At 62.6% G+C, this 14,605-nt stretch carries 12 protein-coding genes; 4 read left to right on the top strand and 8 right to left on the bottom strand.

What is annotated here, in order from left to right:
• Positions 1–59 precede the first annotated feature (59 nt).
• The 7 genes from ACY8D3_RS15515 to ACY8D3_RS15485 form a co-directional block, all read right to left on the bottom strand.
• Entirely contained in the window at positions 60–1,298 is a 1,239-nt protein-coding gene (locus tag ACY8D3_RS15515; RefSeq protein ID WP_462379697.1) for a DUF3426 domain-containing protein, read from the bottom strand.
• Between the two features lie 195 nt (positions 1,299–1,493).
• Complete coding sequence (gene prmA, locus ACY8D3_RS15510) at positions 1,494–2,378, bottom strand: 50S ribosomal protein L11 methyltransferase (RefSeq protein WP_462379696.1); 885 nt, start codon at positions 2,376–2,378, stop codon at positions 1,494–1,496.
• A gap of 121 nt (positions 2,379–2,499) precedes the next feature.
• Positions 2,500–3,849: an acetyl-CoA carboxylase biotin carboxylase subunit gene (gene accC, locus ACY8D3_RS15505; RefSeq protein WP_462379695.1), complete on the bottom strand. Its 1,350-nt coding sequence runs from the start codon at positions 3,847–3,849 to the stop codon at positions 2,500–2,502.
• Positions 3,850–3,866: 17 nt separating this feature from the next.
• Positions 3,867–4,322 carry an acetyl-CoA carboxylase biotin carboxyl carrier protein gene (gene accB, locus ACY8D3_RS15500; protein ID WP_462379693.1) on the bottom strand — a complete coding sequence of 152 codons (456 nt, stop codon included), beginning with the start codon at positions 4,320–4,322 and terminating at the stop codon, positions 3,867–3,869.
• A gap of 25 nt (positions 4,323–4,347) precedes the next feature.
• Positions 4,348–4,791: a type II 3-dehydroquinate dehydratase gene (gene aroQ, locus ACY8D3_RS15495; protein ID WP_462379692.1), complete on the bottom strand. Its 444-nt coding sequence runs from the start codon at positions 4,789–4,791 to the stop codon at positions 4,348–4,350.
• A gap of 124 nt (positions 4,792–4,915) precedes the next feature.
• The gene (gene dsbD, locus ACY8D3_RS15490; protein ID WP_462379691.1) at positions 4,916–6,709 is read right to left on the bottom strand and encodes a protein-disulfide reductase DsbD; all 1,794 of its coding nucleotides are present in this window, start codon (positions 6,707–6,709) and stop codon (positions 4,916–4,918) included.
• Between the two features lie 113 nt (positions 6,710–6,822).
• Positions 6,823–8,790, bottom strand: a complete 1,968-nt coding sequence (locus tag ACY8D3_RS15485; protein ID WP_462379690.1) for a methyl-accepting chemotaxis protein — start codon at positions 8,788–8,790, stop codon at positions 6,823–6,825.
• Between the two features lie 335 nt (positions 8,791–9,125).
• Here ACY8D3_RS15485 and ACY8D3_RS15480 point away from each other — a divergent pair, with 335 nt between their 5' ends.
• The 4 genes from ACY8D3_RS15480 (at position 9,126) to speA (ending at position 13,208) form a co-directional block, all read left to right on the top strand.
• A complete protein-coding gene (locus ACY8D3_RS15480; RefSeq protein ID WP_462379689.1) occupies positions 9,126–10,181 on the top strand; it encodes a DUF2333 family protein in 1,056 nt (351 codons plus the stop codon).
• A complete protein-coding gene (locus tag ACY8D3_RS15475) occupies positions 10,178–10,711 on the top strand; it encodes an NUDIX hydrolase (RefSeq protein ID WP_462379687.1) in 534 nt (177 codons plus the stop codon). The genes ACY8D3_RS15480 and ACY8D3_RS15475 overlap by 4 nt, the downstream gene beginning before the upstream one ends.
• A 139-nt stretch (positions 10,712–10,850) precedes the next feature.
• The gene (locus ACY8D3_RS15470; RefSeq protein WP_462379686.1) at positions 10,851–11,195 is read left to right on the top strand and encodes a translation initiation factor Sui1; all 345 of its coding nucleotides are present in this window, start codon (positions 10,851–10,853) and stop codon (positions 11,193–11,195) included.
• A 99-nt stretch (positions 11,196–11,294) separates the two neighbouring features.
• Positions 11,295–13,208 (top strand): arginine decarboxylase, encoded by a 1,914-nt coding sequence (gene speA, locus ACY8D3_RS15465; RefSeq protein WP_462379685.1) that lies wholly within the window; start codon positions 11,295–11,297, stop codon positions 13,206–13,208.
• On the opposite strand, the gene ACY8D3_RS15460 is transcribed toward speA, so the two are convergent.
• Positions 13,193–14,563 carry an MATE family efflux transporter gene (locus ACY8D3_RS15460; protein ID WP_462379684.1) on the bottom strand — a complete coding sequence of 457 codons (1,371 nt, stop codon included), beginning with the start codon at positions 14,561–14,563 and terminating at the stop codon, positions 13,193–13,195. The two genes, speA and ACY8D3_RS15460, sit on opposite strands and share 16 nt — an antisense overlap.
• Positions 14,564–14,605 lie beyond the last annotated feature (42 nt).

Genomic DNA, 14,605 nt, shown 5'->3' with positions numbered 1-14,605 from the left:
AATTCTGAACAATCCGTCCCTTATACCCTTTGGTTAAAAGCACACGGAGCGAAGGGGCATCACTCGGGGGAGATGAACCTCAGGCTGTAATTTACCGCTTTCGGGCCGGGGTCCAAGATATCGAGTGAGATGTGAATCGGGGTCTGCGGCGGCATTTCGCGGCCGCCCGCCATTTCTCCAGCGAGGTATTCCGCCGGTTTGAAAATGCGGTTGGCGATTGGCTGGCCGTTGAGGTCCGCGAAGCGCAGTTCAAGCAATGGAAAAGGTTGCGAGAACGTGGCTCGGTTGTACAGGATCGCATCGACGACTAGCGCGCCGGAGAACTCTGGATGGCTGCGCACGACCAGGTTACTGCTGCGGATCTGATCGATATCGACCTTTGAGGGCAGACGGCAGCCGACTTCCGGGCAGATCTGTGCAAGCCAAGGGCGATAACGGTCCTGGCGCGCAAGTTCGTCGAAGTGGTACCAGACGTATTGACCGCCCAATGCCAGCAGTGCAAGCAGGTTTACGCCTGCCCACGCGACCCTGCGACCCCAAGGCTTGCGCGGGCGACGCCAGTCGAGTTGCAGGGGCTCATCATTCAAGTCGTCCAGCGCTTCGAGCTGACGCTTGCTCTTAGCGGGCCGGGGTTCGTCGTCGCTGTCGGCTATGAGCCCCTTTGCCGGTGGTTCGAGGTCGGGCTCGGGTTCGTCCAGGGCCGTCTCCGCGGGAAGGCCGCCCAGGGTGGGCTCAACGCGCTCGGCGTCCTCGGATGCATGGGTGTGCAGGCGAGGGCGCGGCAGATCCTCGTCCGGGATACGGAGCGAAGTGGACGATTCGGCTGAAGACTTTTCTTCTCGAAGGAGTTCGATGGCCCAGGCTTCGTCCGGATGTACGTCTTCGATATCTTCATGATCGGCAGCCACCAGGGAGCCACTACCGCGTGGAGCTTCCGTACGCCGCGCATGGGCCTGTTGCTCCTCCCGCTCCAGGCGCGCCAGTTCTTCGTCGAAGCCGTCGGTGTCCATATCGTCATGGATCCAGAACGGTTCGTTCTCCCGCACCGGTGGCAGGCTGGTTGCCTCGAGCTTCAGCGGCGCGTGATGGTCCTTCAGGTGCAGCGGTTGCAAGGGTTGAAGCGAGACCTGCGGTGCAGCAGGCGCGTCCTTGAGCTGATCGACCAGCAGGCCGGCCGCATCGAACACCTGCATGCACGCGCCGCAACGTACCGAGCCGTTGGCGATAGCCAGCTGCTCACGGCTAACGCGAAAGCGGGTTTGGCAATGCGGGCACTGGGTAACGAACGTCTGGCTCATGCAACCGGAATCGAAGGTTGGAAAAATGGGCGGTAGTCTAGCGCATGTCGGTCCGCCACAGCAGGCGGGGATGGCATTGTGCTGATACGGTCCGCATCTGCTGTCGGTTACCGGCTCCGCCTGTTGCTCGGGCCTGGCTGCGCTTGGTTTGCGGCGGCGGGTTCCCCCCCCGCGCCAGGCACCAAGCTGGATCGGTCAGGCTGAGCGGCGGCGTCCGGTAATCCGCACCCAGCCATCCTTCTCGGCTGTCGGATCGAGCTCGAATGCGCCGGTATAGGCCTGGCGAACCTCTTCGGCCTGTTCGGCCAGGATTCCGGACAACGCCAGCAGCCCGTCGGCGCGTACATGGCGCGTGATGGTGGGTGCAAGCGTCACGAGCGGGCCAGCAAGGATGTTCGCCACGACGACGTCGAAGGTCCGATCCGGCATTTGCTCGGGCAGGTAAAGGGTGAACGACGCCTCGGCGATGCCGTTGCGCTCGGCATTGTCACGGGACGCCTCGAGCGCTTGCGGGTCGATGTCCGTGCCTACTGCTTCGCGAGCGCCCAGCAGCAAACCGGCAATCGCCAGGATCCCGGAACCACAGCCGAAGTCGAGCAGATCTTGTCCTGCCAGTGCCTGACCATCGAGCCATTCGAGGCACAGGGCGGTCGTTGGGTGCGTACCGGTCCCGAATGCCAGGCCGGGGTCAAGGGCCAGGTTGACCGCGTCCGGCTCCGGCGCGTCGTGCCAGCTGGGAACAATCCAAAGGCGTTGGCCGAAGCGCATCGGGTGGAAGTCGGCCATCCAGCTGCGCTCCCAGTCCTGGTCCTCGATGTGTTCGATGACGTGCTCGGGCAGCTGGCCGCCCGCCAATAGCTGTAAATGGGCGCGGAGTGCATCGGGGTCGACATCCGCTTCGAAAAGCGCCAGCAGATGCGTGTTCGACCACAGTGGCGTGGTGCCGAGGTCGGGCTCGAAAATCGGTTGATCCTCGGCATCCATGAACGTGACCGATACCGCGCCAAGGGCGAGGAGGGCATCTTCGTAGGGAGCCGCCTGTTCGGGCGTGATCGCGATTCGCGCTTGGAGCCAAGGCATCGAAAATTCCTGCAGGTATTTGTACGAGCAATCGTACGGTAGAAAAAGAAAGGAGCGGGCTGTCAGGCGACAGGCCGCTCCGGTCCTTGCACTGAAACGTCTCCAGGAGAGACGTAAAGGGTCAGTGCTTATCCATCCCCAGTTTCTTTTCCAGGTAATGGATGTTGATGCCGCCTTCGCAGAAGCCCTTGTCCCGCACCAGGTCACGGTGCAGCGGAACGTTGGTCTTGATGCCGTCGACGATGATCTCGTCCAGGGCATTGCGCATCCGCGCCAGGGCTTCGTCACGGTCGCGCCCATAGACAATCAGCTTGCCGATCAGCGAGTCGTAGTTCGGCGGAACCGAATAGCCGCTGTACAGGTGCGAATCGACGCGAACGCCGTTGCCGCCGGGTGCATGGAAGTGCTTCACCTTGCCGGGGCTGGGCATGAAGTTGTCCGGATCTTCAGCATTGATCCGGCACTCCAGCGAGTGGCCCATGAGCTTGATGTCTTCCTGCTTGATCGAAAGCTTGTTGCCAGCCGCAATGCTCAACATCTCCTTGAGGATGTCGACGCCGGTCACCATTTCGGTCACCGGGTGTTCGACCTGAACGCGCGTGTTCATCTCGATGAAGTAGAAGCGGCCGTCTTCGTAGAGGAATTCGAAGGTGCCGGCACCGCGGTAGCCGATCTCGACGCAGGCATCGACGCAGCGCTTGAGTACCTCGGCGCGGGCCTTTTCATCGATGTGAGGCGCAGGCGCTTCTTCCAGCACCTTCTGGTGACGACGCTGCAGCGAGCAGTCGCGATCGTAAAGGTGCACGGCGTTGCCCTGGCCATCGGAAAGCACCTGGACTTCCACGTGACGTGGGTTGCCAAGGAATTTCTCAAGGTAGACCATCGAGTTGCCGAACGCAGCGCCCGCTTCGGTGCGGGTCAGCTTGGCCGACTTGATCAGGTCTTCTTCCTTCCACACCACGCGCATGCCGCGACCACCGCCGCCGCCAGCGGCCTTGATGATCACCGGGTAGCCCACTTCACGGGCGATACGCAGCGCTTCGTCTTCGTCTTCCGGCAGCGGGCCGTCAGAGCCTGGTACAACCGGTACGCCGGACTTGATCATGGCGTCCTTGGCCGACACCTTGTCGCCCATCAGGCGAATGACATCAGCGGTTGGGCCAATGAAGGTAAAGCCGGATTTCTCGACCTGCTCGGCGAAGTCGGCGTTTTCCGCAAGGAAACCGTAGCCCGGGTGGATCGCGGTAGCGCCTGTGACTTCGGCCGCTGCGATGATCGCCGGGATGTGCAGGTAGGACTTGTTGGCAGGTGCCGGGCCGATGCAGACGGTTTCATCCGCCAGACCCAGATGCATGAGTTCACGGTCGGCGGAGGAATAGACCGCGACCGTCTTGATGCCCAGCTCCTTGCAGGCGCGCAGGATGCGCAGGGCAATCTCGCCACGGTTGGCGATCAGTACTTTTTCCAACATCGCAGGTTCCCCGCGGCTCAAACGATGGTGAACAGCGGCTGGTCGTATTCCACCGGCTGGCCGTTCTCGACGAGGATGGACTCGATCGTGCCGCTGGCTTCGGCTTCGATGTGGTTCATCATCTTCATGGCTTCGACGATGCACAGGACGTCGCCTTTCTTCACGACGGAACCGACTTCAACGAAGTTCGGCGCGGCCGGAGACGGCGCGCGGTAGAAGGTGCCCACCATCGGCGAGCGGGCTACGGTGCCATTGAGCTTGGGCGCGGCAGGCGCGGCGGCTTCTACAGCGGGCGCGGCGGCCGGCGCGGGTGCAGCGGCAGGCGCCGGAGCGGCGTACATGGGCTGGGCACTGAACGCCTGCTTGCTGTGCCGGCTGATGCGGACGGACTCCTCGCCCTCTTTGATCTCCAGCTCGTCGATACCGGATTCTTCCAGTAGCTCGATCAGTTTCTTGACTTTACGGATGTCCATTGACAGGTCGACTCCAATCGGTTGGTCAGATGCGTTCGATTTGTTCGAGGGCAGATTCCAGCGCCAACCGATAACCGGTCGCGCCCAGCCCGCAGATCACGCCGACCGCCACGTCGGAGAAATAGGAATGGTGGCGGAAGGCTTCTCGCTTGTGCACGTTTGAAAGGTGCACTTCGATGAATGGGATGCTCACAGCCAGCAATGCGTCACGCAGGGCGACACTGGTGTGAGTGAAAGCGGCCGGATTGATCACGATGAATGCCGTGCCGTCTTCCCGCGCCGCATGAATACGGTCGACCAGGACATGCTCGGCATTGCTTTGCAGATGGCTCAATTCATGGCCGGCAGACCGGGCACGTTGCACCAGCTCCTCATTGATCTGGGCAAGGGTCACCGCGCCATAGACGCCGGGTTCACGCGTGCCGAGAAGATTGAGGTTGGGACCGTGGAGAACGAGTATCTTGGCCATTGACGATGCTATCCGGCGCCTGTTCGATGCAGCGGGCGACTATGCCGGAAGCCACCCGGTCTGTCCAGTTCTCCGGAATAGTCAGCATGATTTGGCGTTTTTGCCGAAAATGACTGGAAACGACTTACCGGTCACGTGCGACAGTTGCCAAGCGTCTGGCCAGCTCGTCGGCCGTGGTTTCGCCAATGATGCGTTGGCTCAGGACCTCGCGTCCGTGTGCGTCGAAAAACTGCATGGACGGCGGACCAAACAGGCCGAACCGATCAAGCAGTGCACGCTGTGCCTCGTCGCTGCGGGTGACGTCGAACCGAACACGTCGATAGGGCTTGAGCGCCTGCTGTACGGCCAGCTTTGGCAATACTTCACGTTCCGTGACCTTGCAGCTGATGCACCAGTCTGCATACCAATCCAGGAAAACCGGCTCTTCTGCCTGCCGGGCATCAGCGAGCAAGGCATCGAGTTGCTCAGGTTCGCTGATGGTCGTCCAATCGAGGCGTGCGTCTTGACCGGCTGGCGTGCGGTATTCGCCGAGCGGACGCAGGGGGTCGCTCTGACCCTGCAAGGCGCCGAACCACGCGCACGCCCCATAGACCAGCAGCGCAAGCCCGGCCAGCTGCGCGAGCTTTTGCCGTGGCGACTTGGCGTTAAATTCGAGTGTGCCGAGGAACAGGGCCGTGCCCACCGCAAGCGTACCCCACAGTGCCAGAGCGATCGAACCTGGGACGACGCGCTCGATGAGCCATACCGCGACGGCAAGCAGCAGCACGCCGAAGGCGTTGCGTACGGCAACCATCCAAGGGCCGCTTCGGGGCAGCAGCGCACCGCCACCACACGCGAACAGGACCAGCGGGGTGCCCATGCCGAGGCCGAGCGCGAAAAGCTGGAGCGCACCGCCAACCGCATCACCGCTGGTGCTTATATATAGCAAGGCACCCGCAAGGGGCGCCGATACGCAAGGGCTTACCAAGAGGCTCGACAACAGGCCGAGCGTTGCGGCGCCACTGATGGAACCGCCCTTTGCCGTCCCGGCGAGCCGGTCCAGGCGATCACGCAGCGCGGCGGGCAATCGTAGTTCGAACGCACCGAACATCGCGAGGGCGAAGGCCGTGAAGAATGCCGCGAACGGGATCAGTATCCACGGTGACTGAAGTCGGGCCTGCAGATTCAAGCCGGCGCCGAACACGCCCATCAAGGCCCCAAGCAGCGCATAGCAGGCCGCCATCGGCAATACGTAGGCCACCGAAAGCACCAGTGCCCGCCGACCGCCGGGCGCGCCACGCAATACCACGCCGGAAAGAATGGGAAGCATTGGAAGCACGCAGGGGGTGAACGTCAGGCCCAGCCCCGCCAGAAAGAAGGCGCCCAACGATCGGTAGCTCCAGCTAGCCGCCTCGGCGGACGTCGATTCAGCCTCCGGCGCGGAGGGGGCCGCGCGCGCAGTGGCTGCGGTCTCGATACCGCCGTTGACTGCGATCCGGCGCGTTTCCGGTGGATAGCAAAGTCCCTTGTCCGCGCAGCCCTGGTAGGTCACGACCAGATTGAGCGGCTGGTCCTTGGCTGCGGTGAAGGAAAGAGGAATGTCGAGCGAGCCGTAATACACCACGACATCGCCGAAATGCGGGTCCGTCTTCGACTCGCCAGGGGGCAAGCGGGGCGTATCCATCAGCCCATCGGGTTCAGTGTGAAACTTGAACTGGTGCTGGTAGAGGTAATAGCCGTCCGCGATCGTAAAGCGCAGCACTTCGCCATCGTCGGTATCGACCAAGTCGTAGCGGAAGGCTTGGTCGACGGGTAGAAAGTCCCCTTGAGACGCGCTCGCGCCCAGGATGGGTGAGGGACGCGGCGTATCCAGCGGGCCCGCAAGGGCAGGCACGCTCACGATGGACAGCAGGAAGACAAAGACGGCTAGAAAACGCATCGCTCGCACATCACGGAAAACCGGCCAGCATGATAGCGAACTCTGGCCGCCCCGCGCGTGGGTGCTTGTCGCACCGGATGTCGACCAATGCGGTGTCGGCCCCTCGGAAGGCCTCAGGCGACGCGGAACGTACTCACCGCCACCTGAAGCTCACCACCCAGGTGCAGGAGTTTCTCCCCTTGCTGACGTCCGCCGTCGATGAGTGAAAGGTTCGTTTCGCCCAGTTGGTGAATGCGCTCGCTGTGATCCCTGATCTCGCTCACCGCCGCCGTCTGCTGTGCCGTCGCGGAGGCAATACGCTCCGCGTTGTCAGCCATGGCGCGGATGGCCTGGACGACCTCGACCAGCGCGCCATCCGCCATTTCTGCCTGGCGCGCCGTGGCCTGGGCATGGGAAACCTGGGTGCGCATGGCATCGAGTGACCGCCCAGCGGCGTGCTGGAGCCTGTCGATAACCTGCTGGATTTCATCGGTTGCGCGAGCGCTGCGCTGCGCCAGTGAGCGCACTTCATCTGCAACGACGGCGAACCCGCGGCCCTGCTCGCCGGCGCGTGCCGCTTCGATCGCTGCGTTGAGTGCCAGTAGGTTGGTCTGGTCCGCGATGCTGCGGATGACGGTCAGCACGTCGCCGATCGTATGCGCCTCCTCAGCGAGACGCTCGATCGCGACGGCGCTGCTTTCGACTTCGCTCACTAGCTTCTGCATACCCTGGAGGCTGCCCTCGATCACCTGCTGGCCCTGCTCGACCGAGCGGCCGGCGTCACGGCTCGCTTCGGCAGTGCGACCCGCATCTTCGGACACCTGCATGATCGTCGCCTCCAGCTCGCCTAATGCATCCTTGATCAGCGCGGTGTCGCCGGCCTGACGTTCAGCGCTCTGGTGCAGGCCGCTACTGAGCTCGGACAGTGTCTGGCTGCTGCCGGACATGCGCTCGGCCTGTTCGCGGATGTTGGCGACGAGACCCAGCAGGTACTCGCGCAAGCGGTTGAGCGAGGTTTGCAGTTCGCGCATTTCCTGGTTGCGTGTCTTCAATGCCACGGCATCAGTGAAGTCACCGGCGGCCCAGGCAGACAACGCGGGCTGCAACTGACCAAGCAGGCGCGTAAGGCTGCGCTGAATCCTGTCAATGCCAAGCGCGATCAGTACGATCAGGCCAATTACCACCCCAAGCATGACTCGAACCTCGCCCTGGATGTGGCCGTGCTCGGCCCGGACCAGAGGTTCGAGGCCGTCGAGTGCATTTTGCACGGCATCGATGCGGGCGCGGGTCGCCTCGTAGAGCGCGGCGCGCGAAGCAATCTGGTCCTGAGTCCGCTTCAGCTCACCGGGATAACGCTGCAGGAGGCTGTTGAGTTCACGGCGCAGTCCCGTGCCGCTATCCTCGGCGTCACTGCTATCAGTATCCGTCGCCAGACCCATCAGGTTGGCGAACGCACTGGCACCGGAATTCGATTCGGCGGCAACGCCCAATAGAGGAAGGGTATCGATACGTGCGGCCTGCTGACGGAGCCCCTCGAGTTCGCGCTCGACGTCGTCGGCCAGCGCGGCATTGCCACTTGCAACCATCCGTTGCCGCGCCAGACTCAGCCGCTGCAGCCGCTGGCTCGCCTGAAACAGCGGTGCACGGTAGCGTTCCGCCGCGGCATTGCCGCTGTCATCGGCGTAGCGGGAAAGCGCTTCGAGCGCGCTCGCGGTCTCGCGCTCCGCCTGAACGAGCAACGCCTGGGGATCACCGGCGAGCTTGCCAGCCGCCAGCAGTTCGTTCTGGCTGAATGTCATCAATGCCTCGACGCTGGGTTGGGTCGTACTGGCCAAATCCGGTGAAAGGTCGCCAAGCATGCCATCAATGGATGCCAAGGCCTGCAGTGCCTCTGCCTGCAATACTGCGTTACCGCTGTCCAGGTAGCCGAAGATCCGCGCAACCACCTCATGCTGGTATTGCTGCGAAAGCGCAAGGTAGCGCTCCATCGTCTGATAGGGGCGTTCCAGTGCGCGCTGCGACCACCAGAGTGTCGCGCCAAGCATGATGCACACGCCCAGAAGCAGGCAGGTGGAAAGTGTCGTCAGGGTCTTGAGGCGCATAACTTCGACCGGGGGAGGGTGGGCGGCTGGCGCAAGCGTATGGCGGGGTGATTGCGGATTTGTGACAGTGATGGCGTTTTGCCTAGCCTCCTGTCGCCCGGCGGTTGTGTAGTACTTCTGGCGGGGTGTCCTGCGCTGCGGCGCATTCCAAACGAGTGTTCGGGCAACCCTGTCAAGGCGTTGCGGTCGAACGGTGGAGCCGTTGGCGGGCGGTCCCGTCTCATGGGCGTGTTATCTTCTAGCGCTTGGCAGGTAACGGGTGATCATCGATCGGCCCGGGCGGTCGACCTTGGTCCGATCGTCAAGCAACGGCCATTGGCCTAAGGATCCGAATGATGCTGAAGTGGAAACGAACGGGTAGCGCCAGCGCTGACGGCGCCGGTATTTCCATGGGCCGCGGCGCGGGCCGTGGGGTGGCCTATGTGCTGGGTGGCGTCGTTGCGGCGTATCTGGTCATTTGCATCGTGCTCGGCATGTATTGGAGCCGCACGCCTGATTTCTTTTCGGTGCAGGACCACGCCCGGGAAGCGGCACAGAGCAGCCAGCGTCCGATCGTACGGGGCTATACCGTCGTCGAGACACTGAAGCAGGTCGCGACGACACTGGTGGACAAGCCCGGTGGTTACCTGTCCAACGATGTCGCTCCACCCGGCCTATGGCTCGACAACATGCCGAACTGGGAATACGGCGTTCTGGTTCAGGTGCGCGACCTGTCCCGCGCGCTGCGCAAGGATTTCGCTCGCTCGCAGTCCCAGTCGGCGGAAGATCCGGACCTTTCCCAAGCCGAGCCACGTTTCAACTTTGATAACCGGAGTTGGGCACTGCCATCTTCCGAATCGCAGTACCGCGAAGGCATTCAGCTGCTCGACCGTTATCTGGCTCGGCTGACCAACACCGGGCAGGGTTCGGCACAGTTCTATACGCGGGCTGACAATCTCAATAACTGGCTCGGTGACGTCGCCACACGCCTGGGCTCGCTGTCGCAGCGTCTGTCTGCCAGCGTCGGCCGCGTTCGTCTTGATACCAATGCCGAACCGCAAGTGGTCGCGCCTGGCGCGGTGCCCAAGGTGAAGGAGGAGACCGTCCAGACGCCTTGGCTGCAAATAGACGATGTCTTCTATGAGGCGCGGGGTCAGGCCTGGGCACTGGCACACCTGTTGCGCGCTGTGGAGATCGACTTCGCGGACGTGCTCGCGCAGAAGAATGCCACCATCAGCGTCCGCCAGATCATCCGTGAGTTGGAATCTTCCCAGGAGACGCTGTGGAGCCCAATGGTTCTGAACGGCAGTGGCTATGGGATCCTGGCAAATCACTCCCTGGTCATGGCCAACTACATTTCGCGCGCGAATGCCGCGATTATCGATCTGCGCAACCTGCTGTCCCAGGGATGAACACGCCTCCTGCCGAAATCGAACACCGGGCGGCGTCGGACCGCGAGCAAGTCGCCTGGGTCGACGAGTACGACAGGTTGCTCGGTGGGTTGCCGCGCGCCGAGCTGCGTGCTCGCGGCCTGATTGGCCGCGGCACGTTCATCTTTTTGCTCAATGGCCAAGGGCACCTCTGCGTCCACCAACGGGTCATGAGCAAGGCTGTTTATCCGGGTTATTTCGATGTGGCTGCGGGTGGCATGGTCGCTCCAGATGAGCCTTACGAAATCGCCGCAGCGCGCGAACTCGAAGAAGAGCTCGGAATTGGTGGCGTCGCCCTGCGCGACCATGGGCGGTTCTTCTTCGATGCGCCTGACAATCGTCTGTGGGGCGCGATCTACTCAGCGGTATCCGACGCCCCACTGCGCCTGCAGCCCGAAGAAGTGGCCGCGGCCTGGTTCATGCCGCTGGATGATGTACTGGCCGATATTGAGCAGCGCCCCTACTGCCCGGATTCACGGGTGGCGCTGAGACGCTTCCTCGCCAACCGATAAGCACGCCTGCCGATAAGCGAAGCGACATAACCTTGCGACCCGGTGCCGTACAGGCGTCGAGCGCTGGTGCCGGCCGCGATTGCCGGTAAACTGCGCGGCCAGCCTTTGCTTGCATTCGATTTAGACATTGGAGACGTTCATGGCCAAGAAAAGCCTGTCCCTGTCCGATCTGGGCGGCCTCGTGTACTCAACCGACGTCGGCCGCATCAAACCTGAACCCGTCGAGGAATCGTTACCTGCTGGCGACGGCATCGCGCGCGTGCGTCGCGAAACCAAGGGGCGCGGCGGCAAGACGGTCACCACCGTCACCGGCGTGCCCTTGGGAGGCGATGATCTCAAGGCACTCGCCGCCGCACTGAAGAAGCGTTGCGGTACCGGCGGTGCGTTGAAGGACGGTGTCATCGAAATCCAGGGTGACCATGTCGACCTGCTGCTGGGCGAGTTGCAGGCCCGCGGCTTCAAGACCAAGAAGTCCGGCGGCTGATACGCGCTGCCGCCAAACTCCGCGACCCGCACCTGGGTCCACATCAGTACAGTGACGACGGCCGACGTGTCGTCGAGCTTCAATTCGCAGGGGGAATCCATGGCCGCACGACGTACGAGAAAAGACGATGGCAGCAGCTGGACAGTCGCTGACACGCGCAGTGTGTACGGTATTCGCCATTGGGGCGCCGGCTATTTTTCGCTGAGCGACGAAGGCAAGGTCGAGATTTCACCCAACCGCAACGCCAGCAAGCCGATCGACTTCTCCGCCGTCCTGGCCGAGCTGCGGTCGTCGGGATTGTCGCTGCCGTTGCTGGTGCGATTCCCGGACATTCTTCAGGACCGCGTACGCCAGCTCACCAGCGCATTCGACGCCAATATCGAACGGCTCGAATACCGCAACCAGTACACCGCGCTCTATCCGATCAAGGTGAACCAGCAGGAGGCGGTAATCGAAAGCATCATCGCCACCGAGAACGTATCCATCGGCCTCGAAGCCGGCTCCAAGCCAGAGCTGCTCGCCGTGCTGGCGCTTTCGCCACGGGGCGGCACGATCGTCTGCAACGGTTACAAGGACCGTGAGTTCATCCGTCTCGCCCTGATGGGACACAAGCTTGGCCATAACGTGTTCATCGTGATCGAGAAGGAATCTGAAGTTCAGATGGTCATCGACGAGGCCGCGGCGTTGAACGTGATGCCGCAGCTTGGGTTGCGGGTCCGCCTGTCGTCACTGTCCTCCTCGAAGTGGGCAGATACGGGCGGTGAGAAATCGAAGTTCGGCCTTTCCGCGGCGCAGTTGCTGTCCGTCGTCGAGCGCTTCAAGGCCGCCGGCCTTGACCAGGGCGTGCGCCTGCTGCACTTCCACATGGGTTCGCAGATCGCCAACATCGCCGACTATCGCCGTGGTTTCCGCGAAGCCATCCGCTATTACGGAGAGCTGCGTGCCCTTGGCCTGCCGGTTGATCATGTAGACGTTGGCGGTGGCCTGGGCGTGGACTACGACGGCACCCACTCGCGCAACGCCAGTTCCATCAATTACGACATGGAAGACTACGCGGGCACCGTCGTCGATATGCTCAAGGAGTTCTGTGATCTCCAGGAGCTGCCGCATCCGCATATCTTCTCCGAGAGCGGCCGCGCAATGACGGCCCACCACGCGGTGCTGGTCGTTCAGGTCACCGATATCGAACGCCACAATGACGATGAACCTGAAGTCGACGAGACCGAAGAGTACCCGGACGCGCTGCGTGCACTGTTTGACCTGCTTGGGCCGAACGACCCGGAAATGGTCGCGGAAACCTACTGGCGGGCGACTCACTTCGCGGAGGAAGTGTCGGCGCAGTATTCGGCCGGCAAGCTGAACCTGCGCCACAAGGCAATGGGCGAGCAGTGCTATTTCGCGATCTGCCGCAAGCTTCACAATCAGTTGAAGGCGCGCCAACGCTCGCATCGTCAGGTACTCGATGAGCTCAACGATAAGCTTGCCGACAAGTACATCTGCAACTTCTCGGTGTTCCAGAGCCTTCCCGACACCTGGGCAATCGACCAGATCCTGCCGATCATCCCGTTGCAGCGTCTCGACGAAGAACCGCTACGGCGGGCGGTCTTGCAGGACTTGACCTGCGACTCCGACGGCAAGATCAAGCAATACGTGGACGAGCAGAGCATCGAGACGAGCCTGCCGGTACACGAGGTTAGGTCCGGTGAGGATTACTTGCTCGGCGTGTTCCTCGTGGGCGCATACCAGGAAATTCTCGGCGATATGCACAACCTGTTCGGCGATACCGACTCGGTGAACATTTTCCAGCGCGACGATGGCAGCGTGTATCACGCGGGCATTGAGACTCACGACACCATCGAGGATCTGCTGCGCTATGTGCACCTCTCACCCGAGGAACTCATGGGCTACTACCGTGACAAGGTCGCCAGCTCCAAGCTCACGCCCCGTGAGCGCACGCAGTACCTCGACGCGCTGCGTCTGGGGCTGACCCGCTCGTCCTACCTCGCGCCTTGACCGGCCACGGCCGGTGCTGGCGCAATCCAGCCCGGCCGCTTGTGGATTCGCCAGCTGTAGCCGGCCATGACCAGGCCGCGCAATAGCATGAAGGACAGAAAGGTTATCCACAGCCCGTGGTTGCCCCAGCCCTGCATCGCCCACCCCAGTGGCAGTGCCAGCAAGAAGGCGACCACCATCGCGTCGCGCATCTCCCGCGCTCGCGTGGCACCGATGAAGAGTCCATCGAGCAGATAGCTTGCAACTGCGATAACCGGTAGCAATGCCAGATAGGGCAGGTAGGCGAACGCGACGGTGCGCACGTCGGGAATGTCTGTCTGCAAGCGGATGAAGGTTTCGCCGAATACCAGAAACGCGAGCGAAAAAATCAGGCTCGCAAACGCCGACCAACCTGCTGCCACGACCAGGGCGCGTCGCAATGCCAGACGATCCCGTGCACCGATGGCGCGCCCGCATAGCGCCTCGACCGCATGCGCAAGGCCGTCGAGCGCATAAGCAGTCACCGAGAGCCCGTTTAGCAGCAGTGCATTCGCTGCCACCGTGGCATCACCCAGACGGCTGCCTTGCAGCGTGACGAGCACGAATACGGCCTGCAGCGTCAGGCTGCGGATGAAGATATCGCGGTTGACTGCCAGCAGCGGCTTCCAGTGCACCCAGTATCGCAAGGGCTGCCAATCGAGCCTTCCCGGATAACGACGTAGCTCGCCGCGTGTCAGGGCAAAGGCCAGGCAAAGTCCCAGCCATTCAGCGATGACAGCGGCATGTGCAGCGCCCACGACGCCCCAGTCGAGACCGAGCACGAACGTCACCGAGAGGACTGCGTTGACAGCGTTGGTGAGCAGGAGCACCGCGAGTGGTGCGCGCGCGTTCTGGGCGCCAAGAAACCAGCCAATCAGGGCGTAGTTCATCAATGCAGCGGGCAGCCCCAGGAGCCGGTGCTGAAAGAACGTAGCAGCGAGATCGCGCAGCGCGGGCGAGGGTTCCACCATGCCCAGCAGGACGTGGGTCAGCGGAAGGGCAAGGGCGCCGGCTATCACCGCCAGCCCCAGCCCAAGCGTTACGCCCTGCAGCAGTATGCGTCGCAACGCATTGCCGTCCTCCTGCCCGGCAGCCTGGGCCGCGAAGCCGGTCGTGCCCATTCGAAGGAAGTTGAGAATGCCCACCAGTACGACATAGAGCATGCTGCCGACCGCGACAGCGCCTAATTGATGAGCATGGGGCAGGTGGCCAACCACCGCGCTGTCGACCAGCGCGACCATCGGGACGGACAGGTTCGACAGGATCATGGGAATCGCCAGCGCGCGGACCTGGCGATGGGTAGGGGTGTGACGCCAGGCGTCCAGCAAGCGGCTCATCGTGTCTCCTTGCGAGGGCCGACACTATAGACGAGTGAGCAC

The sequence above is a fragment of the Pseudomonas sp. Marseille-QA0892 genome (assembly GCF_054950135.1).
Note: the sequence above shows the minus strand (reverse complement) of the source record. Positions and strands in the feature narration are given on the sequence as shown.

Bases quoted from the DNA above. Each gene is read 5' to 3' on its own strand.
- aroQ (WP_462379692.1), bottom strand. From the start codon at position 4,791: ATGGCCAAGATACTCGTTCTCCACGGTCCCAACCTCAATCTTCTCGGC.
- accB (WP_462379693.1), bottom strand. From the start codon at position 4,322: ATGGACATCCGTAAAGTCAAGAAACTGATCGAGCTACTGGAAGAATCC.
- ACY8D3_RS15460 (WP_462379684.1), bottom strand. From the start codon at position 14,563: ATGAGCCGCTTGCTGGACGCCTGGCGTCACACCCCTACCCATCGCCAG.
- ACY8D3_RS15485 (WP_462379690.1), bottom strand. From the start codon at position 8,790: ATGCGCCTCAAGACCCTGACGACACTTTCCACCTGCCTGCTTCTGGGC.
- prmA (WP_462379696.1), bottom strand. From the start codon at position 2,378: ATGCCTTGGCTCCAAGCGCGAATCGCGATCACGCCCGAACAGGCGGCT.
- speA (WP_462379685.1), top strand. From the start codon at position 11,295: ATGGCCGCACGACGTACGAGAAAAGACGATGGCAGCAGCTGGACAGTC.
- ACY8D3_RS15515 (WP_462379697.1), bottom strand. From the start codon at position 1,298: ATGAGCCAGACGTTCGTTACCCAGTGCCCGCATTGCCAAACCCGCTTT.
- ACY8D3_RS15470 (WP_462379686.1), top strand. From the start codon at position 10,851: ATGGCCAAGAAAAGCCTGTCCCTGTCCGATCTGGGCGGCCTCGTGTAC.
- ACY8D3_RS15480 (WP_462379689.1), top strand. From the start codon at position 9,126: ATGCTGAAGTGGAAACGAACGGGTAGCGCCAGCGCTGACGGCGCCGGT.
- dsbD (WP_462379691.1), bottom strand. From the start codon at position 6,709: ATGCGTTTTCTAGCCGTCTTTGTCTTCCTGCTGTCCATCGTGAGCGTG.
- ACY8D3_RS15475 (WP_462379687.1), top strand. From the start codon at position 10,178: ATGAACACGCCTCCTGCCGAAATCGAACACCGGGCGGCGTCGGACCGC.
- accC (WP_462379695.1), bottom strand. From the start codon at position 3,849: ATGTTGGAAAAAGTACTGATCGCCAACCGTGGCGAGATTGCCCTGCGC.